Below are 26294 nucleotides of genomic sequence, written 5' to 3' on the forward strand. Positions count from 1 at the left end.
CCCGCCCGCGGCCGCTGCCGGGCCACGCTCAGCAGCGGCCGCGCAGTTCGGCCACGCCCTCGCCGGTGAGGTCGTCGCAGTAGGCCGAGCGACCGGTCATCGCCATGATCAGCGCCAGGGTCGGGCCCTTGACCTCGGGGCCCGACCCGGTCGCGAAGGGACCGTCGGTCGCGGTCAGGCGCAGGCCGCCGATCCGGCCCTTGGCCAGGACCACCAGGTCGCTCCCCCGGTGGTACTCCGCCACCCGTGTCAGGACCTCGATCGGGACGTCGTGTTCGATCCCCAGCGGCCGACGGATGTCCTGGGCGTGCACGAGGGTCTCACCGAGCCACGTCACGACCGGCCCCGGGGGCGAGGTCGTGCTGGTGACGACCCGCTCGAAGCGCTCCAGCGTCTCGCGCGGGGTGTCGCCCAGGTGCTCGGCCAGTCGCATCGCCACCTGGCGGTCGAAGTCGAACCGGCAGCGGATCACCCCGGCCATCCAACGCCACGGGTCGAGGCTCGCCCCCGCGGTCATGTGCGCCAGGACCTCGCGGACGGTGAGCCCCTCGCACAGCGAGGGGGTGCGCCACCGTTGGTCGTCGAGTCCGGCGAGGTCGGCGGCCAGCGCCGCCCGTTCGGCGTGCACCGTCTTCCAGAGTGGGTTCATGGTGCGAGCCTACGGAGCGGCACGGACGGAACCACGCCTCAGCGCGCGTACTCGCGCCGGATCCGGTCCGCGAAGCGCGCGAACTCGGCGCCGTGCAGGAAGGCCGAGCGCATCGTGCCGTGGTCGGCCAGACCCCGGCCCGCGATGTCGAAGGCCGTGCCGTGGTCGACCGAGGTCCGCAGGATCGGCAGGCCCACGGTCACCGAGACCGTGCCGTCGAAGTCGTAGGTCTTGGCCGCGATGTGGCCCTGGTCGTGGTACTGCGACAGGACACCGTCGTAGTGGCCGGTGAGCAGGCGGTGGAAGACCGAGTCGGCCGGGACCGGGCCGACCACGTCGGCGCCGGTGGCGCGCATCCGCTCGACCGCCGGGGCCAGGTGGCGGATCTCCTCGTCGCCGAAGGCGCCGTTCTCTCCCCCGTGCGGGTTGATCGCCGCGACCGCCAGGGTGGGTTCGTCGTGGCCGAAGACCCTCAGGGCCGTCAGCGCCTCGGAGATGGCATCGACCTGCTGGTCGGCGTCGATACGGTCCAGGGCCCCGCGCAGCGACACGTGCCGGGTCGCGAAGAAGATCTTCTTGCCGCGCACCACGAACATCGTGCTCTGCCGGGTGGCCCCGGTCAGCGCGCCCAGCATCTCGGTGTGCCCCAGGTGGGGGCTGCCCGCGGCCCAGATCGCCTCCTTGTTGATGGGCCCGGTGACGATCCCGGCGACGCGGCCGGCCATGGCGGCCCCGGTGGCGACCTCGATCGCGCGGACCGCGGCGGCGCCCGCCCGCGCGTCGACCACGCCCCACGCGAGCTCGGTCGTGCCGAGCGCGTCGATGTCCAGGCAGTCGATGACGCCGTCCTGCTCGTGGGGCAGGTCCCAGGAGCCCACCGCGCGCACGTGCGTGTCCAGGCCCAGGACCGCCACCGCCCTGCGCAGGACCGCGGGGTCGGCCACCACCACCCCGCGGGCCGGGGCGGTCGCGGCGGCCTCCGCGAGCGTGCGCACGGTGATCTCCGGGCCGATACCGACGGGGTCGCCGACGGTGAGGGCCAGGATCGGGCGTTCGGTCATACTCTCTGCCTCCTGTTTCCCTGCCCGGAGCCGGGCATGGTCTGCGAGCACGCCGACGGGTCCGTGTCCGTTGAGGGAGCCCGCCGACCGTTCCGTTGGAGCCATCCTCTTCCTTTCCGGCGGTGGCCGGGCCGTGGGGCACGGAGACGGAGCCCGCGCGCGTGCGCTCGCACGGTGGTGCCGTTCCCCGCGCGGACGTGTGCCGGGCACCCTCCGCCGTTAGGTGGGGGCGCCAGGCAACTCAGCGGTCAGACAGCGGGAGCCGCCCATGCGCCTTGACTTCCCCCCGGTTGAAGGGACCGGGATTCCAACCAGGCGATGCCAGTTGGCGCGGTACCCCTCGCGGGGCCGCTGGTTCCTGCTTCACCGACTTCTTCGAGAGGTCTCCACAAGCTGACACGGCACTGGGCTCAGGACCCTGCTGTCCTGCCGCGTTGAAGGACGTTCTTGGCCGCGTGCACGTCGGCGTGCTCGGTGTGCCCACAGGAGACGCACGCGAAGACCGCTTGACTCTCGCGTGACTTCGCGTCCACCTCCCCGCACCGGTTGCACTCCTGCGACGTGTACGCGGGATTGACACGGACCAGGCGTGATCCATGGACCCTGGCCTTGTATTCACACCGCCGAGCGAGGTCACCCCACCCCTTGGCGAGGATCGCCCGGTTCAACCCAGCCTTCTGACGGACTCGTTTCCCAGGCTGCTCGACGGCGCCTTTGGCGGAGCGGGCCATGTCGGCGACTCTCAACTCCTCCAGCACGACCGTCCCGTGGTGGCGGGTGAGGTGCTCGGCGAGCTTGGCGTTGAAATCCGCCCGCCTCCTCGCGCGGCGCGCGTGGATGCGGGCGATCCTGGCCTTGGTCCGGTGCCAGTTCGCCGACCCCTTCACCTGCCGGGCCTTGGCTCGTTGGAGCCGGACCAGGCGTTCTTCTTCCTTGGCGGTGGTGAACGCCCGGTCGTGCAGCCGCCCCTGCGAGGTCGCCGCCGCGACGACGACGCCCCGGTCCACACCGACGTCCGGTTTTCCGTTGGGTTGGGCTTGGGGGAGACCGTCATCCACGCAGAAGGTGACGTACCACTTCCCCGACCGGTAGGAGACGGTGACGTTCCGCACCGCGCCCCCGAGATCGCGGGTGCGGCGGAACCGGATCCATCCGAGTTTGGGGAGCTTCACCCGACCCCACCGGCGGTTGACCTTCTCCACGGTGATCTGTGCGGGGTCGGGGAACCGGAACGACGGATTCCACCGGTGCTTGGACCGCCACCTGACTGCGTTGGTCCCGTGCTCTCGGCAGGCTCTGTCCAGGTCCCGCAACGTCTGCTGGAGGACGTGGGAGGGCGCGGCCCTGAGCCAGTCTGCCTCGGCGCGCACCCCGGACAGTTGGCGGGCTTGGACGGCGAAGCCGGGGTAGGGGTGGATCCAGGCTTCGCCGTAGCGCTTCCACCACCGGTTCGCTTCCCGACGCTGTTCGAGGGCGGCGTTCCACACCCACCGGCACGCGTCACCGAACCCCTCGGCCTGAGCCTCCTGTTCAGGGGACAGGTGAGTGACGTACTTGCGGCCGACCAGCATGAAAACTCGTCCCCCTGACCCAAGCAGACACCGACGCTATCGGCGACCAACGACAGACCAAGACAAGCGACTGACCCAGCCCTGGGCGCTCCCGACCCTGGGTCCTGGCCTCGTTCACGGCCGTCCGCCGCCACTCACGGACGGCGAGCCCTCGCGGGGCACGCAGGCGGCCCCGGCCAGCGGGACGGCGGACATGAACAGCCAGGACGCCGGACCGCCCCGGTCCACCAGCGCGCCGGCGGGGATGCTGCCCAGCAGCACGGCCAGGCCCGACACGGAGGAGAGCGCGCCGGTGAACAGGCCGAGCCGGGCACCGTCGACGAGGTCGGGGACCCACGCCCGGACGGTGGGCACGATCAACACCTGGCCGAGGGTCAGGGCGGTGACGAACACCGCCGAGGGCAGCAGGCCGCCGACCGCGGTGGCGGGCATGAGCGCGGCCGCGGCGGCGAATCCCAGGGCCAGGAGCAGCAGGCCGACGCGCAGGACCGTACGCCGCGGCAGGCGGTCGCCGATCCAGCGCAGCACGGGCATCTGCACGAGGACGTAGAGCAGCGACCCCCACGCCAGCAGCCAGCCCAGCGCGGCCTGGGCGCCGGTCGCGCGCTCCACCTCCGCGGGCAGGGCCAGGTAGAGCTGGTTGTAGGCCAGCAGGTATCCGCTGTAGGCCAGGCACAGCAGCAGGAAGGGGCGGTGGGCGAGCAGTGCGCGCACGCCCTCCCCCGTTCGGGTCCGCTCCCCCGCGGGCGCGCCGCCGGGCGCGCCGCGCGGCATCCACCGCAGGTGGGCGGCCAGCACGGCGGTGAAGACCGCCGCCCCCGCCAGGCACGCGGTCGCGAAGCCGCCGAGCAGCAGGAGCGCGCCCAGGGGCGGGCCGACCAGCGTGCCCGCCTGCCCGGCGACCGAGAACAGCGCGAGCACGCGGGTGCGCGGGGTCCCGGTGGCCTGTTCGTGGCGCACGGCCTGGCGCGCGACCTCGGTCTCCACCGCCGGGGAGAACAGTGCGGCGGCGAACCCGATGAGCAGCACCGCGGCGATGATCGCCCCCGTGCCCTCGGCCACGGCGAGCCAGGCGAACCCGGCCACGCGCAGCACGCACCCGGCCAGCACGACCGGGCGCGGACCGCACCGGTCGGTGAGCGCGCCGCCGACGACGAACAGTCCCTGCTGACTGAAGGTGCGCAGGCCCAGGACCAGGCCGACCAGCCATCCGGCGAGGCCGATCGTGCCCGACAGGTGGGCGGCCAGGTAGGGCAGGACCATGAAGAAGCCGACGTTGAAGGCCGCCTGCGACCCCACCAGGAGCCAGGTGAGGACGCCGAGGCCGCGCAGCTCGCGCGCCGCCCCGCGGCCGCGGAGGTCCGTGGCGGTCATGGCGCGCTCGCGACCGGCCCGCGGCCGGGGCCCGGGGCCCTCACGGGTGCGGCCGCCACCAGTGCGCGCGTGTAGGGGTGGCCGGGCGCGGTGCAGACGCGGCGCGCGGGCCCCGACTCCACGATCCGTCCCTCGCGCAGGACGTGGGCGTCGTGGGCGACGTGCCGGACCAGGGCGAGGTCGTGGCAGATGAAGAGGTAGCCCAGGCCCAGGTCGTCCTGGAGTTCGGTCAGCAGGTTGAGCACACCGGCGCGCACGGAGGCGTCCAGCGCCGAGACGGGTTCGTCCAGGACCAGGACCTCGGGCTCGCAGGCCAGTGCGCGGGCGATGCCCACGCGCTGGCACTGGCCCCCGGACAGCTCGTGCGGCAGCCGCGACCCCAGGGCCGGATCCAGGCCCACGCGTTCGAGCAGGGCCTCGACCCGGGCGGGTCCGGTGGCGCGGTCCCAGCGGCCCTGGACGCGCAGCGGTTCGGCGACGGCCTGGCGCACGCGCATGCGCGGGCTGAGCGAGCCGTAGGGGTCCTGGAAGACCGGCTGCAGGGCGGGGCGCAGCGCGCGCAGTTCGCGCTCGGGCAGGGTGGTCAGCTCCCGTCCCCGGAAGCGGACCGAGCCGGACTCGGGGCGGAGCAGGCCGGTGACGGCGGCGGCCGTACTGGACTTGCCGGACCCCGACTCGCCGATCAGGGCCAGGGTGTGCCCGGAGCGCAGGTCGAAGGAGACGCCGTCCACGGCCGGGGCGGCCGGTTCCCGGTCGGCTCCGGAGTAGCGCACGACCAGGTCGCGGACTCGCAGCAGCGGCTGGTCGTCGTCCATGGCGGGGCCTTCCGGGGACGGTGCGGGGCGGTTCGGTCGGGCGCTCATGGGGCGGCCCGGGAGAACAGGGCGTGCGCGGGGACCGGAACATCCTGCCACCGGTGGCAGGAGACCAGGTGGCCGGGCCCCCCGGTGGCGACGGGGTCGGGTGCGGTGGCCCGGCAGTGCGCGTCGGCCAGTGGGCAGCGCGGAGCGAACGCGCAGCCCTCCGGCAGGTCGGAGGGGGAGGGCGGTGATCCGCCGATGGCGGGCAGGCGGCGGTCGGCCGCGTCCTCCGGGGGGACGGCGGCGACGAGTCCGGCCGTGTAGGGGGCCCGGGGCGCGGTCAGGACCCGGTCGGCGGGTCCGGACTCGACGTGGCGGCCGGCGTAGGCGACCACGACCCGGTCGGCGTGGCCGTGGACGGCCGCGAGGTCGTGGGTGATGAGCACGAGCGCCGCCCCGGTCCGTCGGCGCAGGTCCGCCAGCAGGTCCAGGACGACCCCGCTGGTCCGGGGGTCCAGGGCGGTGGTGGGTTCGTCGGCGAAGACGACCTCGGGTTCGTTGACCGTCGCCATGGCGATGACCGCGCGCTGGCGCATGCCGCCGGAGAACTCGTGCGGGTAGGCGCGGGCGCGCCGCGCGGCGTCGGGGATGCCGACCCGGTCCAGGGCGGCCACCGCGTGTTCGCGGGCCCGCGCCCGGCTCAGGCGCCGGTTCGAGCGCAGGGCCCGGACGAGTTGTCCGCCCACGGTGTGCATGGGGCTCAGGACCGAGAGCGCGTCCTGGGGGATGAGCGCGACGCGGCGCCCGCGGACGGCGCGCAGGGCGCGGGGCCGGGCTCCGAGGAGTTCCCGGTCGCCCAGGCGCACACTGCCGGTGACGGTGGCGCCGTGGGGGGCGGTGCCCAGGACGGCGCGGGCCGCCATCGACTTGCCGGCGCCGGACTCGCCGATGAGCGCGAGCGCCTCGCCGGCGCGGACGTCGAAGGACAGCCCGCGCACGACGGGCAGCGCGCCGCCGCGCTCGCCCGCCAGGGTGACGCGCAGGTCGCGGACCGAGAGCAGGGGCTCGTTCACGGTGTCCGTCCTCGCTGGGTGTGGGCCCGTGCGGGCAGGGTCGACAGGGAGACCGCGAAGGCGGCCAGGAGCAGGAGCATGGTGGTCGGGGCCAGGGCGGCCAGGGGCGCGCGTTCGACGTAGACCAGGGACTCCGACAGGCTCAGCCCCCATTCGGCCGAGGGCGGCTGTGCGCCCAGGCCGAGAAAGCCGAGGGAGGCCAGGGCCAGGGCGATGGCGGGCAGGCGCAGGACGGCGTGGCGGGCGACGGGGCCGGCGACCGAGGGCAGCACGTGGTGCCACAGGATCCAGCGGGGGTCGGCGCCGATGGCCCTCTGGGCGCTGAGGTAGCCCGCGGCGCGGGTCTGCTGGACCAGCGCGGCGGCGTGCGCTGCCAGCGGCGGCCAGGAGACCAGGGCGATGGCGACCGAGGCGCCGAAGGTGCCGGGGCCCAGGACGGCGACCACGAGGATGCCCGCGATCACCGGGGGCAGGGCGTTGGCGGCCTCGGCGGCACCGGAGGCCAGGGAGGGCCAGAAGCCCACCGCGAGCGCGATCGCGAGGCTGACCGCGCACACGAGCGCGGCGACGCCGACGGTGGACACGGCGCCGTGCCCGAGACGGGCCAGGATGTCGCGCCCCACGGCGTCGGTGCCCAGCGGGTGCGCCCAGGAGGGCGGCTGTAGGCGGTCGGCCACGGTCACGGTCAGGGCGTCGCGGGTCAGGCCCCACGCGGTGACGGTGAGCAGCAGGGCCGCACACACGGCCGGCACGGCCCGGCGCAGGGGTCCGGCGGGCGCGGTGGGCGGCGGGGCCAGGGACAGGGCGGCGTCGCGCAGGCCGGGGCCGAGGAGGCGGCGGTGCACGGCCTGGGCCAGCACGCCGGCGAGGGTCCCGAGCAGGACCAGGGCCAGGACGGCCCCCTGGAGTACGGGCAGGTCCTGGGCCTGGGCGGCGCCCAGGGCGGTGCGGCCGATGCCGGGCACGGTGAAGATGGTCTCCACGGCGACCGCTCCCCCGGTCAGGCCGACGGCGACCATGCCGAGTTGCGGGACGAGGGCGGGGGTGGCGCGGCGCAGCGCCGCAGCGGCGATCTGGCCCGGGGAGCAGCCCGATGCGGTCCACAGCCCGACCCAGCGTTCGGCGAACACGGCGGGCAGGGCGTCGTCGACGAGCCGCCCGAGGAGTCCGCCGCCCGGGATGCCCAGGGCCAGGGCCGGCAGGATCAGGTGTTCGGGTCCGCTCCAGCCGTAGGGGGGCAGCCAGCCCCACCACACCGCGAACACGAGCATGAGCACGATGGCGATGAGGAACTCGGGCAGGGCGGTGAGCGCGGCCGCGGTGGCGCCGGTGCCCGACCCTCCGGGGCGCAGGGTGCCGCGGGCGCCCCGGACCAGGGTGGGCGCGCACAGCGCGGCGGCCACGGGCAGCGCGACGGCCAGGGCCGCGGCCATGACCGTCAGGGACACACCGGTGGCCGAGAGCACGGACGGCAGGACGGGTGCGCCCGAGATCCAGGAGGCGCCCAGGTCGCCGCGGAGCAGGCCGGCGAACCAGGAGCCGAGGAGCGCGGCGGGTCCGTCGGCGAGTCCGAGTTCGTCGCGGATGGCGTCGAGCGCCTCCGGGGTGGGCTCCTGCTCGGCGGAGCGGGCTCGCAGCAGGGACAGGGCGGGGTCGCGGCCCGAGAGCCAGGGCAGCAGGCCGACGACGACCGTGATGAGGGCGAGCGCGGCCAGGCGCGTCAGCAGGGGTGCGGCCCGGCGGGCCCGTGCGGGGCGCCGCCGGGGCGGTGCGGTGGGGCTCATCGGTCCAGGTGGGTCTGCGGGGTGACGAGGAGGCGCTCGCGCGGGTCCTTGGCGGAGTCGACGACGTCGGTGGCGTCGCCCTGCAGGACGCGCTCGTGCAGCATCGGCAGGGCGGCGTCGGTGTCCAGGATCGCGGCCTCGGCGGCCAGGATCGCCGCGCGCCGCTCGTCGCCGGCCGGGGTGCGCTCGGCCTCCTCCAGGGCCGTGTCGACGTCCTCGTCGCACAGCTGGGCGATGTTGAAGGAGCCGTCGCAGGAGAAGTCACTGGTCATGTAGGCGGCGGGGTCGCCGGAGTCCAGGACGGTGGCGCGGGAGAGGATGAAGGCGTCGAACTCCCCGGCCAGGGCGTCCTCCTCGATGTTGGCGTACTCGCGCACGACCTGTTCGACCTCGAACCCGGCGTCCTCCAGCTGCTGTTCGAGGACGGTGGCGACCTCGGGCAGCTCCGCGCGGTCGGTGAAGGTCGCCAGGGTGATGGCGGTGCCGTCGGGGTCGGTGGCCTCGACGGCGCCGGTGCGCTCGGGCCGTTCGGCGGCCCAGGGGATGGCCGGGCCCAGGAGCCCTTCGGCGACGTCGGCGCGTCCTTCGTAGACGCCGTCGACCAGGGCCTGGGCGTCGATGGCCTCGCGGACCGCGGCGCGGGTCCCGTGGTCGGTGAAGGGGCCCTGCTCGGTGTTGAGGTAGAGCGTGTTGGTCCGCGGCATGGGGACCTCGGTGACGGTGCCCTCGTCCAGGAGGGCGGCCTGGGAGGTGGGCACGGACTCGACGATGTCGGCTTCGCCGGTGCGCAGGGCCGCGGCCCGCGCGGTGCCGTCGGGCACGAAGCTGACGTCGATGCCGGCGGCCTGGGCGGGTTCGCCCCAGTAGTCGTCGAAGCGGTCCAGGCGGGCGGAGGTGGTGCCGTTGACCTCGACGATCTCGAAGGGGCCGCTGCCGGTGCCGACGGGGTCGACGGCGTCGCCGTCGTAGGCGCTCTCGGCGAGGATCGACAGCTGGGGGGAGGAGAGCCGCTGCGGGACCAGGGGGTCCTCGTCGGCGGTGGTGACGGTGAGGGTGTCGCCCTCCGCGCTGACGTCCAGGTCCACACCGTCGAGGATGCGCGGCTTGGGCGCGGCCTGCGCGGCGTAGGACAGGGCCGCGGCGACGGTACCGGCGGTCAGCTCGGTGCCGTCGTGGAAGGTGACGCCCTCGCGCACGGTGAAGGTCCACGTGGTGGCGTCGACCTGGGTCCAGTCGGTGGCCAGGCCGGGCTGGGGATCGCCGGCCCCGTCGAGGTTGACGAGGGTCTCGGCGGTGCTCCAGCGGGAGAGCTTGAAGGCGTCGTCGCTGAGCGGGGTGAGGCCGGATCTGGGCGGCTGCATCATCGCCACGGAGATCCGGCCGTCACCGGCCTCCTCCTCGGCCGCGGGGAAGCAGGCGGTCATCAGCAGGACGGCGGCCGAGGCCAGAGCGGCGCCGGGCAGGGCCTTGTGGTGGTGCACGGGGTACGTCCAAGGGATGTGAAGGGGAGGGCAGGGCGGACCGGCCCCTGCCGCGAAGAAGCCTCAAATTAGCATATGAAAACCGTTTTCATTCACATTCCGGACCTGGGGTGACGGACTTCACCGACCCGCGTGGGGCCACCGGCCGCCACCCCTCCCCCGCTAGCATCGTTCCCACCCACAGTGACGAAGCGCTCACCGCCCTTGGAGCCGACATGAAGCTTCCCCTGAAACCGCACCACCTGCCCCTGCGCCTCGCGATGGGAGCGTTGATCCTCAACTCGGGCTGGGACAAGCGCGACGCCGACCAGGACACCGCGCAGGGCCTGCACGGCATGGCCGCGGGGACCTACCCCTTCCTCGACAAGATGGAGCCGGCCGACTTCGTCAAGGTGCTCTCGGCCGCGGAGATCGCCCTGGGCGCCGCGCTGCTGCTGCCGATCGTGCCCAGCCGCCTGGCCGGCGCCGGGCTGACCGCGTTCTCCGCGGGTCTGCTGGGCGTGTACCTGCGCACCCCGGGCCTGCGCCGCGAGGGCAGCCTGCGCCCCACGCCCGACGGCATCGGCATGGCCAAGGACTCGTTCATGCTCGGTGCGGGACTGACCCTGCTGCTGGACGGCCCCGACCGCGGCTGAGCACCCCGGCCGGGCGGCGGCCGGACGCGGCCCGCTCACCAGGTCACCGGCAGCGCTGTCAGCCCTCCGGTGAGGACGTCCCGGCGTGCGGAGAGCTCCTCGACGGCCGCGGCCAGGCGCAGCTCGGGCAGGCGCCGTGTGAGCCGGTCCAGCACGGCGCGCAGTTCGATCCGGGCCAGGGGCGCGCCGAGGCAGTAGCGCTTCCCCTGCCCGAAGGCCAGGTGCGCGCCGGCGTTGCGGGTGACGTCCAGACGGTCGGGCTCGGTGAAGGCGGCCGGGTCGTGGTTGGCCGAACCGAGGTCGCAGAGCACCAGGTCACCAGCGGCGATGGCGACCCCGGCGATCTCGAAGTCCACACGGGCGTAGCGCGGAACCCCGTCGCCGCCCTTGCGCGGCGCGCGTAGGATCTCCTCCGCCGCCCCGGGCACCAGGCCCGAATCGGCGACCAGCGCCCGGTACTGGCCGCGGTCGGCGAGCAGGCCCAGGACACCGAGGCCGATCTGCGCGACGGTGGTCTCGTGCCCGGCGAAGAGCAGGAGGCGGCCACACGTGCCTTCGCCCGCACCGGCTACGTCGACACCAGCCTCGACGACGTGGCTCTGGAGGCCGGCATCAGCCGCGTGCTGCTCTACCGGCACTTCGAGTCCAAGAACGAGATGTACCGGGCGGCTCTGGACCACGCCCGCGCCCGCATGGACGAGCGCGTGGGCACCGCGCACTTCACCGACCGGAGTCTCCCCGACTTCCTCGACGCCGCGGCCGAGGACCCCGACGGTTTCCGACTGCTGTTCCAGCACTCCGCGCGCGAACCGGAGTTCCGCGACTTCACCGACCATCTGACCCATGCCTCCACCCAGCTGGCGCTGCGCCAGTTGCGCGAGGTCGTCCCCGACCCGGCCTGGGCGCGCTGGGCCGCGCGCATGGTCTTCACCGTGGCCATCGAAGGCGCCATCGCGTGGCTGGACGCCGGCCGCCCCGACCCCGACCAGGCGGCCGCCCGCATCGGCGCGGCGGTCCACGGCGTCATCGACGCCGCCCGCGCGTCGCACTGATCCGCGCCTCGCACCGGCCCGCGCCCCCGGCCCGCACACCCGGTGGTGTTTCCGCTCACGCGCGGTCGGCCACGGTCCCGCAACCAGGGGGCGCCGCCTCCATTGCGGCCGCGGTGTGGGCGAGGACACCGCGAACGGGTGCGCCGGAGCTGCGACAATGAAGGGGCGTCGCCACCGCGTCGGCCGCCGGAGAACCCCGCTGGGGCCCGGACGCCCCGCAGAGTCGGCGACACCGGGCCGCCCTGGGCGCCCATCCTCTTCCATGCCGCGGCCGCACCGCGCGATGGCGGGGCCCGCGGCGGTTCGGGCGGGACCGACCCACGTGCCGCGCCGTGCTCCGGCCATGGATCTTCCGATACCGGCCGCGGCGTGTTCCCGACCGGTGCCTCCAGCCGAGGAGCCTCCTCCACCACATGTTCTCCACCCTGCGTACGCGCGTGTCCGCACCAGGCCGACGGATCGATCCCTGGGTCATGGGAGTGTCGGGGGCGCTGATGGCCGTGTTCGTCCTGGCCGCGCTCACCGCCCCGGGGGCGGTGGGCGCCGCGGTCGACGCGGCCTTCACCTGGTCGGCGCGCTGGTTCGGCGCCTACTGGCAGGTCCTGATGCTGGCCACGTTCGTCGTGGTCACGGTCCTGGCGTTCTCCCGCTACGGCCGGGTCCGGATGGGCGGCGACGGCGCTCCCGCGTTCGGCCGCTTCACCTGGATCGCGATGATCACCACGACGCTGCTGGCCGCGGGCGGGGTGTTCTGGGCCGCGGCGGAGCCGATCGCGCACTACGCCTCCCCGCCGCCCCAGTACGCCGACCAGGTGGACGGCGGGGCCGAGGGCGCGGCGCTGGCCATGGCGCAGAGTTTCGTGCACTGGGGCTTCATCGGATGGGCCATCGGTGGCTCGCTGGCGACGCTGGTCATGATGCGCGGCGTCGAGAAGGGCATGCCCCTGCGCCCGCGCACCCTTCTGTGGCCGGTGATGGGCGAGCGCGTGCGCACGCACTGGATCGGGACGGTCGCCGACGTCAGCTGCGTGCTCGCGGTCGTCGCCGGAACCGTGGGCCCGATCGGGTTCCTGGGCCTGCAGATCTCCTACATCGCCGGTGAGCTGTTCGGCCTGCCGGACACCTACGCCACGCGCGCGGCGATCATCATCGGCCTGACCATCGTGGCGGCCGTGTCGGTCCTGAGCGGCATCCACCGCGGCATCCAGCTGCTGAGCCGCGCCAACGTCTGGGTGGCCCTGGCCCTCATCACGGCGATCGTGGGCATGGCGTCGCTGCCCTTCGTCGCCGGCCTCTACCTCCAGGCTTCGGTCGTGCAGGTCCAGGAGTTCCTGCCCATGGCGCTGTACCAGGAGGACAAGACGTGGGTCGGCTACTGGACCCTGTTCTTCTTCGGCTGGTTCCTGGGCTTCGGCCCGATGATGGCGATCTTCTTCGCCCGCATCTCTCGCGGGCGCACCGTGCGCGACATCTACGTGGGCGCGACCGTGATGCCCACGGTCGTGACCACGGTGTGGTTCACGGCGCTGGGCGGCACCGGCATCTGGCTGGAGCAGAACGACCCGGGCACGATCACCGGCCCCTACGAGCAGGACGGGCTCCCCGCGGCGGCGCTGTCGATCATCCAGGCCCTGCCGTTGACGGGGCTGCTGGGCGCGCTCATGATCCTCGTGGCCCTGATCTTCCTGGCGTCCACACTCGACTCGATGTCCTACGCCATCTCGGTGTCGAGCATGCACGAGGGCGAGCCCTCGGGCCTGGTCCGCGCGTTCTGGTGCGTGGGCATGGGCCTGGCGGCCGTGGCCCTGCTTCTGGTGGGCGACGGCGGCATCCAGGCCCTGCAGTCGTTCATCGTCGTCACCGCGGTCCCGGTCGGCCTCATCATGCTGCCGACCCTGTGGACGACGCCGCGCCTGCTGCGGGAGATGGCCGTCGAGCAGGGCATCGTCGTCGCGCCCGCTGCGGTGGCTCCGGTGGTCGAGGAGACCACGGTGGGAGCGAGCGCTCCGAAGGCGTGAGGTGATGGCCCGCCCGCGTGCACGGGCGGGCCATCGAACCGACCCGCCACCTTTACGACGTAGATTCTCTGTACGGTTCCACCGTTCTCCGGGAGACCGTCCAACCCGCCGGCCGGCGCCTTCGAAGCGAGCGAACCCGGACGGTGCACCACCACCGTTCCGGGTTCTGACCACCTGCCCTGCACAACCCCGAGGCCGGCGGCTGGTGATGGAGTCGCTCCTTCCCCGCCCCCGGGCATCCGGCCCGCGACACGACGCGGGCCCGCTCCCCCGGAGGGAAGCGGGCCCGCCGCGGCGCTGGGACGGTCAGCGCGGGAGGCGCTCGGCCAGCCAGGACTCCACGTCGGCCGACGAACGCGGCAGGCCGGCCGACATCACCGTACGGCCCTGCTCGGTCACCAGCACGTCGTCCTCGATGCGCACGCCGATGCCGCGCAGCTCCTCGGGGACGGTGAGGTCGTCGGGCTGGAAGTACAGACCCGGCTCGACCGTGAGCACCATGCCGGGCTCCAGGTCGCCGTACAGGTGCAGCTCCTGACGGGAGACGGCGCAGTCGTGCACGTCCATGCCCAGCATGTGGCCGGTGCCGTGCAGGGTGTACCGGCGCTGCAGGCCCAGCTCCAGAACCCGGTCCACCGGGCCCTCCAGCAGGCCCCACTCGATGAGGCCCTCGGCCAGCACGCGCTGGGAGGCCTCGTGGAAGGCGGTGAACGGGCGACCGGGGGCGACCGCGGCGATGCCCGCCTCCTGGGCGGCGTGGACGAGGTCGTAGACCTTGCGCTGCACGTCGGTGAAGGTGCCCGACACCGGCATGGTGCGCGTGACGTCGGCGGTGTACAGGGTCGTGGTCTCCACGCCCGCGTCCAGCAGCAGGAGCTCGCCCTCGCGCACGGGGCCGTCGTTGCGGGTCCAGTGCAGGGTGGTGGCGTTGGGGCCGGAGGCGGCGATGGTGCCGTAGCCGACGTCGTTGCCCTCCACACGGGCGCGCAGGAAGAACGTGCCCTCGATGAACCGCTCGGAGGTGTCCTTGGCCTGCGGCAGTGCGGTGACGACGTCGTTGAAGCCGCGCACGGTGGCGTCGACCGCCAGCTGCAGCTGGGCGACCTCCCAGGCGTCCTTGACCAGCCGGTGGTCGGCCAGGGTCACGCCCAGGTCGGTGTCCAGCTGGGCGGACTTGGCGCGCGACTCCTCGTCGGCGTCCCCGCGCAGCTCGTCGACGATGGCGTCGAGCTCGGCGTCGTGGCCGCGCACGATGCGCACCGCCGTGTCCCCCGAGCGCAGCGCGCCGGGCAGGGTGCGCACGTCGGCGGTGGCCACGCCCAGCAGCTCGGCTGCCTCGGAGAGGCTGTTGCGGCGGCCGGTCCACAGCTCGCCGTAGCCGCCCAGCCAGAACTCGCCGTTGTCGCGGTTGGAGCGGGGCTTGAGGTAGAGCACGACGTCGTGGCCGCCGTCGGCGTCGGGCGTGAAGACCAGGCAGCCGCCGTCGGAGGTGTCACCGGTGAGGTAGGCGTAGTCCGTCGCCGCTCGGAAGGGGTACTCGGTGTCGTTGGAGCGCGTGAGCAGCTGTCCGGCGGGCACGACCAGGCGCTCGCCGGGGAAGGCGGCGCTGAGACGGGCCCGGCGCCGCGCGGTGTGCTCGGCCTGCTCGATCGGTTCCAGGTCGCGCCGCTCGGTGTCGGCCCACCCGGTACGCATCCACGCGGCGAGCTCGTCGGAGACCGACTGCGCCTGCCCGTTCTTGCGTGGACTGAACACGGGCGCGTCCGTCTCTGCCTCCGGGCGCTGCTGCTCGCTCACCTGGGCACACTCCTCATCGGGTCGATCATGGATGACCGCTGGTCACGGCCGGTGCCACCATCGTACGGAAACAGCGGCGCCCATGGCCTCGGCGCGGGCATAGCGGCCCCCATAACCCCCGTCCCGGTCGCCCCCTCCCGCCGGGACCGGACAGCGGCGCCCGGCCCAGCGCGCCGGCTCACACGCGGCTCTCGTCCGATTCCAACATGTCATTGACCCGCGTTAGGCACAGTGGAGTCCATGGTCGGCTCACCGGCCGACGGCAGAGCGAGCACGGACAGGCGGGACTCATGACGGACACGAGGTTCCAGGGCGCACCGGTCACCCGGCGGCACGCCCTCGCGGGCGGCGGAGCCCTGGTGGCGGGGACGGCCCTGGCGGGTTGTTCGGCCTCCGGCGCCGGGAACGGGGCGAGCGGCACGGAGTCGGGCCCGGCCGCCGACGGCGGCGAGGGCGTGTGCGTGCTCTCCCCTGAGGTGACCGAGGGGCCCTACTACCTCGACGGACAACTCATGCGCGAGGACATCACCGAGGGAAAGCAGGGCTTCCCCCTGGCGATGGCGATCACGGTGGTCGACTACTCCAACGGGTGCACGCCGATGACCGAGGACGCGGTGGCGGTGGAGATCTGGCACTGCGACGCCTGGGGGTACTACTCCGGCCACACCGACGCCCGCCCCGGCGGGCAGGTCCCCGACGAGGACGGCGAGGGCGACGAGATGTCCTTCCTCCGCGGCATCCGGATGGTGGACGCCGACGGCACGGCCCGCTTCAGCACCGTCGTCCCGGGCTGGTACGGCCCGCGGGTGACGCACATCCACCTGAAGGTGCACACCGGGGGCGAGGCCGACACCACCTACGAGGGCGGCACCACGGTACACACCGGCCAGCTGCTGTTCGCCGACGCCTTCTGTGCCGAGATCGCCGAGCGCGAGCCCTACTCCGAGCACGTGCTGGAACTGACGCCGGTCGAGGAGGACCAGGTGTACCGGGAGGCGCAGCGGACCGAGGGGGACCCCGACAGCATGGTCGTCTCCCCCGTCCCGGTCACCGAGGGCACGCCCGAGAACGGCTACACCCTGTCGGTGACCGTGGGCATCACCCCGGAGGAGTCCGCCACCAGCGGTGGTGGAGGCGGTGCGCCCGGCGGGGGCGGGACCCCGCCCGGCGACGGGTGATGGGCCCGGACCATGCCCCGGGCCCAGAGCGCGGCCCAGAGCGCGGCCCGGGTCGGGCCCGGCGGGCGGGCGGCACCCCCCGGGTCAGCGCCGCAGGTCGCGGGCGAACGGCAGGGACGAGCGGTGCGGCAGCTCCTCGAGTTCGGCCGGGTCGAGGGCGGTGTAGCCGATCCGCTCGTACAGGGCCACCGCCTCCGGCTGGGCCGGGCCGGTGAACAACAGCGCGCGCCTGTACCCCAGGTCGCGGGCGGCCTCCTCCAGGGACGCCATCACCCGGCGCGCCAACCCGCGCCGCCGGTGGTCCGCGCTGGTCCACACGCGCTTGAACTCCGCGGTCTCGGCCATGGCCGTGCGGCCCTGCCGGTAGGGGCGCACGGCACCGCCGGCCACGATGCGCCCATCGAGCTCGGCCAGCACCACCCGGCCGTGCGGAGCGGCGAACTCCGACACCGGATACATCGCCAGCTCGTTCGCCGCGCCCTCGGCGCCGTAGCGCTCGGTGTACTCCGCCAGCAGCCCGTCGAGCAGGCCCTGGACCCGGGGATCGTCGTGGTGCACCCGCAGCACGCGGATCTCATCCGCGCGTGCGGCCCCTGTCGCCTCGGCCCCTTCGGCGCCGGTGTGTGCCACTGTGCCGCCCTCTTCCGTGCCGCCCGGTCACTTCGTCGCCCGGCATCCTATGTCCGGCGCGCGGAGGTCGGCGGCGGTGGCGCGGGAGAGGTCGGTCTCACACCCGAGCGGCTCACGCCTCGACGGGAGCGCGGGGCGGTGGAACGCCCGGCGAGGAGTCTTGCCGCACACGCGGCGGGCGGAACACCGTGCGGGCGCGCAGGGCGCGGAACCCGCCTGCGACCTCGTAGCCGGCGGCCAGCAGGCGCTCCCTGGCCTCGTCGGCGCTGCGGACGGTGGCCTCGTCGAAGAGCAGGTTGTAGTAGCGCTCCGGGACCCGGTTCAGGGTCGACCGCAGGGCGCGCAGCGACGCGGTGGCGGCCGCGTCGCCGCCGGGCGCCTCCGGCAGCACGCCGTAGGCCCGGCGTGCCCACCCCGGCAGGGTGGCGTAGGACAGTGCGCCGACCGGGAACCACAGCGGTTTGAACGGCGCCAGCCAGGCGAGGCGGTCGGGCACCTTGGGCCACAGCAGGAAGCGCACGGCCTGGCGCGCCTCCGGGGTGACGCGCAGCCGCGGGCGCATCCGGGTCAGGTAGCGGCGCAGGTCGGGCACGCTGCGCGGAACGTCGGTGGCGTCGAGTCCGACGTAGCCGGCGGTGCGCGCCTGTTCCTCGACGTAGCGGTCCCGCTCACGGGAGGTGAGCGGTACACCCGCCCGATAGGTGGTCTCCAGGTAGGAGGAGACCTCCGCGCAGTGCACCCACACCAGCAGGTCCCGCTCGTCGACGCGGTGTCGGCGGCCGGTGGCCGGGTCGGTGAAGGACAGCGCCCGGTGCACGCGCCGCACCCGCTCGCCCAGAGCGTCGGCCTCGGCGGGGCTGCCGTAGGTGGTCACGGCCACGAAATGGGCGGTGCGCAGCAGGCGGCCCGTGGGATCGGTGCGAAAGTCCGACAGCTGCCACACGCCCCGCATCGCGACGGGGTGCAGGGCCTGGAGCATGAGGGCCCGCACTCCGGCGACCCACATCGACCGGTCCAGGTGGATCTTCCAGGTGACGCTCTCCGGGTCGGCGACGGTCGGCTGCATCCGGTCTCCATCCTGGGTGGCGCGGGCACGCGCGGACGAGGGGACTCCGTTTCCCACGATACGACCGCCCGCGCCTGCCCTGCCTTGGGGTGCCAGTGGTGGTGTCGGCCCAAGTCATAACCCTTTCTTGGCCGAACCCTGGCCCGCGGCGGGAGCACCCTGGGAAGGAGGCCGCCCGGCCGTGGGGCGGTCTGCCACTGGAAGGAGCGCCACCATGACGACCCGTTCCGAGAGCTCAGGCCCGTTCGACCTGACGCGCTACACCCGTGCCGTGGAGAACAAGGACGCCGACACCATGGTCTCGATGTTCGCCGACGACGCCGACTTCGAGATGATCGACCGCCGCACCCCGCCGAGCCACCCGACCGTCCTGCACGGCCGGGACGCGATCGCCCCGGTGGTGCGCGACATCTCCGCTCGCGAGATGACCCACGAGGTCGTCAACGTCATCTCCGACGGCCAGCACGTGGCCTACACCGAGCGCTGTACCTACCCCGACGACACCAGGGTCATGAGCATGACGATGCTCGACCTGAGCGACGGGCGCATCAGGCACCAGTCCACCATCCAGGCCTGGGACGACGACGCCGGACGTGCCATGCAGGTCGGTGACTTCGGGATGCCCGACGACACCGACGACTACGAGAAGGGGCACGCCGACCTGGTACAGATCGGCGGCCGCGCGGTCGCCCGCATGACCCTGCAGCCCGGCTGGCGCTGGTCCGAGCACGCCCAGCCGATCCAGGGCACCGACACGTGCATGAAGACCCACCGGGCCTACATCGTCTCCGGGACGATCTGCTGCCGCATGTCCGACGGTTCCGAGCTGGAGGCCACGGCCGGGCAGACCGCGTTCATCCCTCCCGGGCACGACGCCTGGGTGGTCGGCGACGAGCCCTGCGTCATCCTCGACTGGGGTGTCGGGGAGTAGGACCGCGCCGCGGGCGCGACCGAGCGACAGACCTCCGACGCCGTGCGCGTTCGGGGGGCCTGTTCGTTCGGTCGATGGCTGCGCTCGCACCGCGCCCGGGTTCGTGTCCCGGCGAACCGGTCGTTCCGGGCACCCGGCGCGCCGGGTCATTCCCGCGGCTCCACCGGCAGCGCGCCGAACGCCCCCGCGTCCAGGAGCAGGCCGGTCGCCCCATCCGGCGGAGCGGCGAAGGCCAGCTCCCCGAAGGTCCGGGAGGTGCCGGGACCGAACCGCGGCCGGGTGATCGACCACAGCGGCTCCGAAAACACGGGGGCGAAGGCTCCGGCCTCCTCACTCCCGTGGGAGAAGTCGAGGACGGTGCGCGTGTGGCCGTCCATGGCGGCCACCTCGACGGCTTCCAGGCAGGCGCGAACGTTGTCGCCTCTCCCGCGACCGCCGCCACCGCCCACCGGCGCCGCCTGTGCCCGTCACCGACCGAATCCGCCACCGCGTCTCCCCTCCGGCTGCGTCCCCGGGTCCGATGCCGTAGGCGGGCCGCGGGTTCCGGCGGTGTGAACCGCAGGGTCAGCGGATCCGGACGGGCATCCCCGGGGCGATGATCGTCCTGTCTCCCGTTCCCGACCATCGTCATCGCTCTGTCCTTCTTCCGCGAGGGACTCTCCGGCAGTGACCGCCCTGGAACCGCGGCACCGGTCCGATGGTCGCGGTCACGAGCGCTTCGGCCGCCTGCGCGCCGGCCTCCTGGCTCAGTGACGCGGATCTCGAACGTCTGCGGGGCCGCCCGCATCCGGCCGGCGCCCGGAAGCGTGTCCGCTGACCGGGTTGTGGGAGGCTCTGGTGTCACGGCCCGCACGGTGGCCGCCCAACACCACTCCAGCATCGAAAGACGGCACAAGCTATGGAGAGCTACGGGGTTCAACTCGGCCTCGTCCTGGTCCTCGTTCTCGTCAACGCCCTGTTCGCGGGCAGCGAGATCGCCCTGATCACACTCAGAGAAGGACAGATCAAACAGCTGGCGGAACGCGGTCCGGGCGGTCGGGCGGTGGCCCGTCTGGCACAGGACCCCAACCGCTTCCTGGCCACCATCCAGGTCGGGATCACCCTCGCGGGTTTCCTCGCCTCGGCCACCGCCGCCGTCTCCCTGGCCCAACCGCTGATCGAACCCCTCGGCTTCCTCGGTTCCGCCGCGGGTCCCGTATCGATCGTCCTGGTCACCGTGCTGCTGACCTTCGTCACACTGGTCTTCGGCGAACTGGCTCCCAAGCGCATCGCCATGCAGCGGTCCGAGGCATGGGCGGTGATGGTCGCCCGGCCCCTGGACCTGCTCGCGGTGCTCGCCCGCCCCGTGGTGTGGCTGCTGAGCGCCTCCACCGACCTGGTGGTGCGCCTGACGGGCGGCGACCCCTCCGCGGCCAAGGAGGAGATCAGTGAGGAGGAACTGCGCGACATGCTCGCCGCCCAGCGGCACATGACCCGGGAGCAGCGCACCATCATCTCCGGAGCCTTCGAGATCGACGACCGGCGCCTGCGCCAGGTCGTCGTCCCCCGCGGTGAGGTGTTCACCATTCCCTCGCACACACCAGCGGACCAGGCGGCTCACCTGCTCGCCGAGCACGGGCACTCCAGGGCACCGGTGGTCGACGAGGACGACATCGATGACGTGCTCGGTGTCGTGCACTGGTCCGACCTGGTCCGGGGAGGGGGAACCACGGGAGAGCTCGCCCGCGAACCACTCCTCCTCCCCGATTCCCTGGTCGTCTCGCTGGCCCTGCGCCGCATGATCGCCGAGCACCAGCAGCTGGGCGTGGTCATCAACGAGATGGGCGGTGTCGACGGCATCGTGAGCCTGGAGGACCTGTTGGAGGAGATCGTCGGAGAGATCTACGACGAGACGGACTCCGACATCCGCACCGTGGACCGCAACGACGACGGATCCCTCACGCTGCCCGGGACCTACCCCGTGCACGACCTGACCGACGTCGACGTCCATCTGAACGACGTTCCGGAGGGCGACTACGTCACCGTCGCCGGGCTGGTCATCGCCGTCCTGGGCCACATCCCCCAAGGGCCGGGAGAGGAGGTGGAGCTGGACTCCTGGAGGGCCAGGGTCGACCAGGCCAACGGGCGCACCATCACCCAGGTGACCCTGTATCCCACGACGTAGGCCCCGACCGCCGCCCCACGTGACGCACCGGAACGGTCGACCGACGTGAGCAGTGGAGGACACTGGTCGGCCTCCACCTCTGCGAGGGTTCCTCGGAACGACGAGGAAGCAGAGGGACAGAAGATGCCCACGAACACCGTGCCCGTGCTGGACGACCGCGCGCTCAACCGCGCCACCCTGGCCCGGCAGGCACTGCTCGCCCCGACCGGCCGATCGGTACTGGACACCGTGTCCCTCCTCGGCGGCCTTCAGGCGCAGGAACCCCAGGAACCGTTCGTAGGACTGTGGTCACGCCTGCGCTCCTTCGATCCCGCGGAGCTGTCCGAGCTGCTGACCTCACGCCGCGTGGTACGCATCCACCTCATGCGGCGCACCGTGCACCTGGTCACCGCCGAGGACGCCCTCGCCTGGCGGTCCCGGTTCGACGCCATGCTGCGCCGGAAGGTCATGGGCGTGTACCGCGGCGATCTCCAGGAGGTGGACCTGGACGAGCTCGCCGAAACGGGCCGTGCGGTGATGGCCGACGGAGAGCCCCGCACCATGGCCGAACTCGTGGCGGCGCTCTCCCACCGGTGGCCGCAAGCGGGCAGACGGCCCCTGGGCGAGATGCTGGTCTCGGCGCTGCTCCCCGTCGCGCAGGTCCCCCCGCGCGGGCTGTGGCGGGCCGGGGGCGGCGTGCGCAACGTCCTGCTCTCCTCCTGGCTGGGCCGGGAGGTCGACCCGCCCGCCCCGGAGGGCACCGACCCGGTGGGCCGGGCCCTGGTCCGGCGCTACCTCGCCGCGTACGGCCCCGCGACCTCCACCGACCTGCGCTCCTGGTGCGGGCTGGCCGGGCTGCCGGCCGCGGTGGCCGCCGCCCGCGAGGAGCTGGTCTCCTTCCGCGACCAACGGGGCCGGGAGCTGCTGGACCTGCCCGAGGCACCGCGCCCGGACCCCGGCACCCCGGCCCCGGTGCGGTTCCTGCCCGCGTTCGACAACGCGGTCCTCGGCTACCACGACCGGAACCGGATCATCGACGGCGAACACCGGGGCCTGTCGGTGGCGGGCGCACGCGTGGTGCTGGTGGACGGGCGCGTCCGCGCGACCTGGCGGTCCGAGGACGGCGCCGTGGCCGTCACGCCGCTGGGGACCCTGACCGCGCCCGAGCGGTCGCAGGTCATCGAACAGGCAGAGCGGCTGGCCCTGTTCCTGTCCGAGGGCGGGAGTGATCGCGCGCGGATCGTCGCCGACGACCGGCCTTGACGCCGTGCATGACGTGTACGACGCACAGGACACCCGGCCCCGACCTCAGCGGGCCTGGCTCCCCCGCAGGTAGGCGAGCACCGCCCGGACCCGGCGGTGTACGCCGTCGTCGGGAGGCAGGTCCAGCTTGGCGAGGATGTTGCCCACGTGCTTGCCCACGGCGGCGTCGCCGACCACCAGCAGCCGCGCGATCGCCCCGTTGGAGTGGCCCTCGGCCATGAGCCCGAGCACCTCGTGCTCGCGCGGGGTGAGCCGCTCCAGCGGGTCGGCGCTGCGGCGCAGCAGCTGGCGGACCACCTCCGGGTCCACGATCGTGGCGCCCTCCACCACTTGGCGCAGCGTGGAGGCGAACTCGCGCACGTCGCCGACCCGCTGCTTGAGCAGGTAGCCCACTCCGCGCCCGTGCCCGGTGTCGAGGAGGTCGGAGGCGTAGCTCAGCTCCACGTACTGGCTGAGGGCCACCACGGCCAGGCCGGGACGGTCCCGCCGCAGCCGCACGGCGGCGCGCAGCCCCTCGTCGGTGAAGCCGGGGGGCATCCGGATGTCGGTGACGACCAGCCCGGGCTCGTGCTCGGCGACCGCCTCGACCAGTGCCTCGCCGTCGCCGACGGAGGCGACGACGGGGAAGCCGAACCGCTCCAGCACTCCGACCAGACCCTCGCGGAGCAGCACACCGTCCTCGGCGAGCACGGTCGGCACGGGGGTCAGGCCCCCGGGATCGGCGGAAGGGGTCCGCACGGCAGCTCCACTCGGATTCGGGTCGGCCCGCCTTCGGGGCTGGACAGCTCCATTGTGCCGCCCATGACGGCGACCCTGTCCTTGAGACCGGTGAGACCGGACCCCTTGGCGGGGTCGGCTCCGCCCGAACCGAAGTCGGTGACCTCCACCTGGAGGGTCTCCCCCTCCTCGCCCCGCACCGTACTGGCGTGCACGGTCGCGGCGTTGGCCTCGGTGTGCTTGTAGACGTTCGTGAGCGCCTCGGCGACCACGAAGTAGGCCGTGCCCTCCACATGGGCGGGCAACCGGCCGGGGACCTCCGTGTCCACCCGGGTGGGCACCGGACAGTGGTCGGCGAGTTCGGCGAGCGCGGCGGGCAGTCCCCGGTCGGTGAGAACGCGGGGATGGATACCGCGGACCAGGTGGCGCAGCTCCTCGATGAGTTCGTTGACCTTGGCCTGGGCGGCGGCCACGTGGCCGTGGGCCTCGGAGGACTCCTCCAGGTCCAGGCGGGCGAGGCCCAGGTCCATGGACAGCGCGACCAGCCGCTGCTGCGCGCCGTCGTGCAGGTCGCGTTCGATGCGGCTGCGCTCGTACTCGAAGGCGTTGACCAGGCGGGACCGGGACTCGGTCACCTCGCTGAGCTCGGCGCGCAGCTCCTCCCTCGGCGGGCCGACCAGCAGGGCCCGGGCGACCAGCGCGTGCCCCTGGGACAGGATCCCGGCGGCGTACAGCAGCACGGCCAGGGCCAGGGGGCTGAGGAGCGTCAGAGGAAGGGCCTGGTCCGCCGTGGCGGCGGTGTAGGGCCCGAAGGAGAGGACCGTGCCCGGGCGCTCCTCGACCAGCAGAGGCGCCAGCGCCATCACCGCTCCCAGGAGGGCGGTCCAGGCCAGGACGTTCAGCACGAGCACGCCGATCGGCATCACCAGGAACAGGTAGGCGACCTCGCGCCAGGTGGCGCTCTCGGTGTAGCGCGTGCGGACCCACCCCCACAGGCCGGGCGGCGGTGTCCGGTGGCCGCTCGTGACCGATCCGCTGGACACGAACGGAAGGCGGCGGCGTTCCAGTGCGGCCAGGGGCAGGGCGATCAGCGGGGAGAGGCCGGCGATCATGACCAGGCCGACGAGGAAGCCGGCGGTGGCCGGGGCTCCGATCTCCATCGTGTCCCACGGGGCACTGGCCATCTTGCCCAGGACCAGCGCCCAGGGCACGTACACGGGCGCGGCCACCACGATGGCGGCGAGGCCGATGACGGCGGTGAGCCCGGAGTGGAACAGAGCCTTCCAGGGCCAGGCGGTGAGGAGGAAGCGTGGTCGGGCCAGGGCCTGGGCGAGGGTCCGTGGCCGTACTGGAGCGGCGTCGGTGGTGGTCATGCTCCCAAGCTAGACAGCTCGGCGGGCGCCCGAAATCGGCCGTACCCGAGGATCGGTGGTAGGGCGGGGCCTACCACGGGGCGGTGCGGGCCCGGGGCACCGGCCGACCGGCTCCGGGCTCGCCGGGTCCGCGCGCGCCGTACTCGCCGGGTCCGCGCGCGGACGTGCCTGTTCAGCGCTATAGGGTGGTGCGACGTGAGTGCGAAACCGCTGATCCCCGATGTCCTGGCAGCCCGCTACGCGTCCGCGGAGCTGACCCGCCTGTGGTCCCCCGAGTACAAGGTGGTCGCCGAGCGGCGGCTGTGGCTGGCCGTACTGCGCGCCCAAGCGCGTCTGGGCGTGGACGTGCCCGCCGGTGTGGTGGAGGACTACGAGAAGGTCCTGGACCAGGTGGACCTGGCCTCCATCGCCGAGCGCGAGAAGGTCACCCGCCACGACGTCAAGGCCCGCATCGAGGAGTTCAACGCCCTCGCCGGGCACGAGCACGTCCACAAGGGCATGACCTCGCGCGACCTGACGGAGAACGTCGAACAGCTCCAGGTGCGCGACAGTCTGCTGCTGGTGCGCGACCGCGTGACCGCGCTGCTGGCGCGCCTGGGCCGGCTCTCCGCCGAGTACGGCGAGACGGTCATGGCCGGGCGCTCGCACAACGTGGCGGCTCAGGCCACCACGCTCGGCAAGCGGTTCGCCTCGATCGCCGACGAGGTGCTGGTCGCCCACGGCCGGCTGGAGGAGCTCATCGCCCGGTACCCGCTGCGCGGGATCAAGGGCCCGGTGGGCACCGCCCAGGACATGCTGGACCTGCTGGGCGGCGACCGCGCCGCGCTGGCGTCGCTGGAGGACGAGGTCGCCGCGCACCTCGGGTTCGAGCACCGGTTCACCAGCGTGGGCCAGGTCTACCCGCGCTCGTTGGACTTCGAGGTGCTCACCGCGCTCGTGCAACTGGCCGCGGGTCCGTCGTCGCTGGCCAAGACCATTCGCCTGATGGCCGGTCACGAGCTGGTGACCGAGGGCTTCGCCGAGGGCCAGGTCGGGTCGTCGGCGATGCCGCACAAGATGAACACGCGCTCGTGCGAGCGGGTGAACGGGCTGACCGTGATCCTGCGCGGGTACGCCTCCATGGCCGGTGAGCTGGCGGGCGACCAGTGGAACGAGGGCGACGTGTCGTGCTCGGTGGTGCGCCGGGTGGCACTGCCCGACGCGTTCTTCGCCTTCGACGGCCTCGTGGAGACGATGCTGACGGTGCTGGACGAGTTCGGCGCCTTCCCCGCGGTGGTCTCGGCCGAGCTGGACCGCTACCTGCCGTTCCTGGCCACCACGAAGATGCTGATGGCGGCCGTGCGGGCGGGTGTGGGCCGCGAGACCGCGCACGAACTGATCAAGGAGCACGCGGTGGGCTCGGCCCTGGCCATGCGCCAGGAGGGCACGGGCAACCGGCTGCTCGACCGGCTGGCCGAGGACGAGCGCTTCCCCCTGGACCGGGCCGAGCTGGACGCCCTGCTGGCCGACCGGATCACGTTCACGGGCGCGGCCGCGGACCAGGTCGGGGCGGTGGTGTCGCGGATCGACGCGATCACGGCCCTGCGCCCGCAGGCCGCCGCCTACTCTCCCGGTTCGATCCTGTAGGGCCTGTGGGCCCGGCGCCCGGACAGTGGGCCGCGGTCCCGGTCGGTGGTCATCGGCCCGGGCCCGGGGGGC

23 protein-coding genes are annotated in these 26294 nt (G+C 73.5%); 8 read left to right on the top strand and 15 right to left on the bottom strand.

Annotation, left to right across the window (positions count from 1 at the left end):
- Window positions 1–28: 28 nt before the first annotated feature.
- The 8 genes from M1P99_RS25990 to M1P99_RS26025 all read right to left on the bottom strand — a co-directional run bounded on the left by M1P99_RS25990 (window position 29) and on the right by M1P99_RS26025 (window position 9736).
- Window positions 29–649 (bottom strand): maleylpyruvate isomerase family mycothiol-dependent enzyme, encoded by a 621-nt coding sequence (locus M1P99_RS25990; protein ID WP_304455211.1) that lies wholly within the window; start codon window positions 647–649, stop codon window positions 29–31.
- 38 nt (window positions 650–687) lie between these two features.
- Window positions 688–1710 carry a 4-hydroxythreonine-4-phosphate dehydrogenase PdxA gene (gene pdxA / locus M1P99_RS25995; protein ID WP_304455212.1) on the bottom strand — a complete coding sequence of 341 codons (1023 nt, stop codon included), beginning with the start codon at window positions 1708–1710 and terminating at the stop codon, window positions 688–690.
- A 410-nt stretch (window positions 1711–2120) separates the two neighbouring features.
- Window positions 2121–3281, bottom strand: coding sequence for a transposase (locus M1P99_RS26000; protein WP_304455213.1), 1161 nt, complete (start codon window positions 3279–3281; stop codon window positions 2121–2123).
- Window positions 3282–3395: 114 nt separating this feature from the next.
- Window positions 3396–4655 (bottom strand): MFS transporter, encoded by a 1260-nt coding sequence (locus tag M1P99_RS26005; protein ID WP_304455214.1) that lies wholly within the window; start codon window positions 4653–4655, stop codon window positions 3396–3398.
- Window positions 4652–5470 carry an ABC transporter ATP-binding protein gene (locus M1P99_RS26010; protein ID WP_304455215.1) on the bottom strand — a complete coding sequence of 273 codons (819 nt, stop codon included), beginning with the start codon at window positions 5468–5470 and terminating at the stop codon, window positions 4652–4654. Before M1P99_RS26010 ends, M1P99_RS26005 begins: the two co-directional genes overlap by 4 nt.
- A 44-nt stretch (window positions 5471–5514) precedes the next feature.
- Window positions 5515–6528 (bottom strand): ABC transporter ATP-binding protein, encoded by a 1014-nt coding sequence (locus tag M1P99_RS26015; protein WP_304455216.1) that lies wholly within the window; start codon window positions 6526–6528, stop codon window positions 5515–5517.
- A complete protein-coding gene (locus tag M1P99_RS26020) occupies window positions 6525–8312 on the bottom strand; it encodes an ABC transporter permease subunit (protein ID WP_304455217.1) in 1788 nt (595 codons plus the stop codon). Before M1P99_RS26020 ends, M1P99_RS26015 begins: the two co-directional genes overlap by 4 nt.
- On the bottom strand, window positions 8309–9736 hold the full coding sequence (locus tag M1P99_RS26025; protein WP_369696589.1) for an ABC transporter substrate-binding protein: 1428 nt from the start codon (window positions 9734–9736) through the stop codon (window positions 8309–8311). The genes M1P99_RS26020 and M1P99_RS26025 overlap by 4 nt, the downstream gene beginning before the upstream one ends.
- A gap of 272 nt (window positions 9737–10008) precedes the next feature.
- Here M1P99_RS26025 and M1P99_RS26030 point away from each other — a divergent pair, with 272 nt between their 5' ends.
- Window positions 10009–10428 carry a hypothetical protein gene (locus tag M1P99_RS26030; protein ID WP_304455219.1) on the top strand — a complete coding sequence of 140 codons (420 nt, stop codon included), beginning with the start codon at window positions 10009–10011 and terminating at the stop codon, window positions 10426–10428.
- A 35-nt stretch (window positions 10429–10463) separates the two neighbouring features.
- Here the strand turns inward: M1P99_RS26030 and M1P99_RS26035 are convergent, their stop codons facing one another.
- Window positions 10464–11066 carry a cytochrome P450 gene (locus M1P99_RS26035; protein ID WP_304455220.1) on the bottom strand — a complete coding sequence of 201 codons (603 nt, stop codon included), beginning with the start codon at window positions 11064–11066 and terminating at the stop codon, window positions 10464–10466.
- On the opposite strand from M1P99_RS26035, the gene M1P99_RS26040 reads away from it, so the two are divergent.
- Both M1P99_RS26040 and M1P99_RS26045 read left to right on the top strand, forming a co-directional pair.
- The gene (locus M1P99_RS26040; RefSeq protein ID WP_304455221.1) at window positions 11022–11480 is read left to right on the top strand and encodes a TetR/AcrR family transcriptional regulator; all 459 of its coding nucleotides are present in this window, start codon (window positions 11022–11024) and stop codon (window positions 11478–11480) included. The genes M1P99_RS26035 and M1P99_RS26040 overlap by 45 nt on opposite strands.
- Before the next feature lie 413 nt (window positions 11481–11893).
- Window positions 11894–13498 carry a BCCT family transporter gene (locus M1P99_RS26045; RefSeq protein ID WP_304455222.1) on the top strand — a complete coding sequence of 535 codons (1605 nt, stop codon included), beginning with the start codon at window positions 11894–11896 and terminating at the stop codon, window positions 13496–13498.
- A 306-nt stretch (window positions 13499–13804) separates the two neighbouring features.
- On the opposite strand, the gene M1P99_RS26050 is transcribed toward M1P99_RS26045, so the two are convergent.
- Complete coding sequence (locus M1P99_RS26050) at window positions 13805–15295, bottom strand: aminopeptidase P family protein (protein WP_304455223.1); 1491 nt, start codon at window positions 15293–15295, stop codon at window positions 13805–13807.
- Window positions 15296–15585: 290 nt separating this feature from the next.
- Here M1P99_RS26050 and M1P99_RS26055 point away from each other — a divergent pair, with 290 nt between their 5' ends.
- The gene (locus M1P99_RS26055; RefSeq protein WP_304455224.1) at window positions 15586–16473 is read left to right on the top strand and encodes a hypothetical protein; all 888 of its coding nucleotides are present in this window, start codon (window positions 15586–15588) and stop codon (window positions 16471–16473) included.
- Between the two features lie 84 nt (window positions 16474–16557).
- Here the strand turns inward: M1P99_RS26055 and M1P99_RS26060 are convergent, their stop codons facing one another.
- Together M1P99_RS26060 and M1P99_RS26065 are read right to left on the bottom strand one after the other, a co-directional pair.
- The gene (locus tag M1P99_RS26060) at window positions 16558–17103 is read right to left on the bottom strand and encodes a GNAT family N-acetyltransferase (RefSeq protein ID WP_304455225.1); all 546 of its coding nucleotides are present in this window, start codon (window positions 17101–17103) and stop codon (window positions 16558–16560) included.
- Between the two features lie 112 nt (window positions 17104–17215).
- The gene (locus M1P99_RS26065) at window positions 17216–18169 is read right to left on the bottom strand and encodes an oxygenase MpaB family protein (protein ID WP_304455226.1); all 954 of its coding nucleotides are present in this window, start codon (window positions 18167–18169) and stop codon (window positions 17216–17218) included.
- A gap of 214 nt (window positions 18170–18383) precedes the next feature.
- Between M1P99_RS26065 and M1P99_RS26070 the strand changes: the two genes are divergently transcribed.
- Window positions 18384–19100 (top strand): nuclear transport factor 2 family protein, encoded by a 717-nt coding sequence (locus M1P99_RS26070; protein WP_304455227.1) that lies wholly within the window; start codon window positions 18384–18386, stop codon window positions 19098–19100.
- A 146-nt stretch (window positions 19101–19246) separates the two neighbouring features.
- Here the strand turns inward: M1P99_RS26070 and M1P99_RS26075 are convergent, their stop codons facing one another.
- Window positions 19247–19477, bottom strand: a complete 231-nt coding sequence (locus M1P99_RS26075; protein WP_304455228.1) for a hypothetical protein — start codon at window positions 19475–19477, stop codon at window positions 19247–19249.
- A gap of 521 nt (window positions 19478–19998) precedes the next feature.
- On the opposite strand from M1P99_RS26075, the gene M1P99_RS26080 reads away from it, so the two are divergent.
- Together M1P99_RS26080 and M1P99_RS26085 are read left to right on the top strand one after the other, a co-directional pair.
- Window positions 19999–21264, top strand: a complete 1266-nt coding sequence (locus M1P99_RS26080) for a hemolysin family protein (protein WP_304455229.1) — start codon at window positions 19999–20001, stop codon at window positions 21262–21264.
- A gap of 123 nt (window positions 21265–21387) precedes the next feature.
- On the top strand, window positions 21388–22506 hold the full coding sequence (locus tag M1P99_RS26085) for a winged helix DNA-binding domain-containing protein (RefSeq protein ID WP_304455230.1): 1119 nt from the start codon (window positions 21388–21390) through the stop codon (window positions 22504–22506).
- A gap of 45 nt (window positions 22507–22551) precedes the next feature.
- Here M1P99_RS26085 and M1P99_RS26090 read toward each other — a convergent pair whose 3' ends face one another.
- Both M1P99_RS26090 and M1P99_RS26095 read right to left on the bottom strand, forming a co-directional pair.
- Window positions 22552–23244 (bottom strand): response regulator transcription factor, encoded by a 693-nt coding sequence (locus tag M1P99_RS26090; RefSeq protein ID WP_304455231.1) that lies wholly within the window; start codon window positions 23242–23244, stop codon window positions 22552–22554.
- The gene (locus tag M1P99_RS26095) at window positions 23211–24596 is read right to left on the bottom strand and encodes a sensor domain-containing protein (protein ID WP_304455232.1); all 1386 of its coding nucleotides are present in this window, start codon (window positions 24594–24596) and stop codon (window positions 23211–23213) included. Before M1P99_RS26095 ends, M1P99_RS26090 begins: the two co-directional genes overlap by 34 nt.
- Before the next feature lie 195 nt (window positions 24597–24791).
- Here M1P99_RS26095 and purB point away from each other — a divergent pair, with 195 nt between their 5' ends.
- Window positions 24792–26222 carry an adenylosuccinate lyase gene (gene purB, locus M1P99_RS26100; protein WP_304455233.1) on the top strand — a complete coding sequence of 477 codons (1431 nt, stop codon included), beginning with the start codon at window positions 24792–24794 and terminating at the stop codon, window positions 26220–26222.
- The last annotated feature ends 72 nt before the right edge of the window (window positions 26223–26294 follow it).

Origin of the sequence: Nocardiopsis sp. YSL2 (assembly GCF_030555055.1) — a bacterium.
In the GTDB taxonomy this organism is placed as follows: domain Bacteria; phylum Actinomycetota; class Actinomycetes; order Streptosporangiales; family Streptosporangiaceae; genus Nocardiopsis.

Coding starts and splice junctions, on each gene's coding strand:
- M1P99_RS25990 (WP_304455211.1), bottom strand. CDS start 649: ATGAACCCACTCTGGAAGACGGTGCACGCCGAACGGGCGGCGCTGGCC.
- pdxA (WP_304455212.1), bottom strand. CDS start 1,710: ATGACCGAACGCCCGATCCTGGCCCTCACCGTCGGCGACCCCGTCGGT.
- M1P99_RS26000 (WP_304455213.1), bottom strand. CDS start 3,281: ATGCTGGTCGGCCGCAAGTACGTCACTCACCTGTCCCCTGAACAGGAG.
- M1P99_RS26005 (WP_304455214.1), bottom strand. CDS start 4,655: ATGACCGCCACGGACCTCCGCGGCCGCGGGGCGGCGCGCGAGCTGCGC.
- M1P99_RS26010 (WP_304455215.1), bottom strand. CDS start 5,470: ATGGACGACGACCAGCCGCTGCTGCGAGTCCGCGACCTGGTCGTGCGC.
- M1P99_RS26020 (WP_304455217.1), bottom strand. CDS start 8,312: ATGAGCCCCACCGCACCGCCCCGGCGGCGCCCCGCACGGGCCCGCCGG.
- M1P99_RS26025 (WP_369696589.1), bottom strand. CDS start 9,736: ATGACCGCCTGCTTCCCCGCGGCCGAGGAGGAGGCCGGTGACGGCCGG.
- M1P99_RS26030 (WP_304455219.1), top strand. CDS start 10,009: ATGAAGCTTCCCCTGAAACCGCACCACCTGCCCCTGCGCCTCGCGATG.
- M1P99_RS26045 (WP_304455222.1), top strand. CDS start 11,894: ATGTTCTCCACCCTGCGTACGCGCGTGTCCGCACCAGGCCGACGGATC.
- M1P99_RS26055 (WP_304455224.1), top strand. CDS start 15,586: ATGACGGACACGAGGTTCCAGGGCGCACCGGTCACCCGGCGGCACGCC.
- M1P99_RS26065 (WP_304455226.1), bottom strand. CDS start 18,169: ATGCAGCCGACCGTCGCCGACCCGGAGAGCGTCACCTGGAAGATCCAC.
- M1P99_RS26070 (WP_304455227.1), top strand. CDS start 18,384: ATGACGACCCGTTCCGAGAGCTCAGGCCCGTTCGACCTGACGCGCTAC.
- M1P99_RS26075 (WP_304455228.1), bottom strand. CDS start 19,477: ATGGACGGCCACACGCGCACCGTCCTCGACTTCTCCCACGGGAGTGAG.
- M1P99_RS26080 (WP_304455229.1), top strand. CDS start 19,999: ATGGAGAGCTACGGGGTTCAACTCGGCCTCGTCCTGGTCCTCGTTCTC.
- M1P99_RS26085 (WP_304455230.1), top strand. CDS start 21,388: ATGCCCACGAACACCGTGCCCGTGCTGGACGACCGCGCGCTCAACCGC.
- M1P99_RS26095 (WP_304455232.1), bottom strand. CDS start 24,596: ATGACCACCACCGACGCCGCTCCAGTACGGCCACGGACCCTCGCCCAG.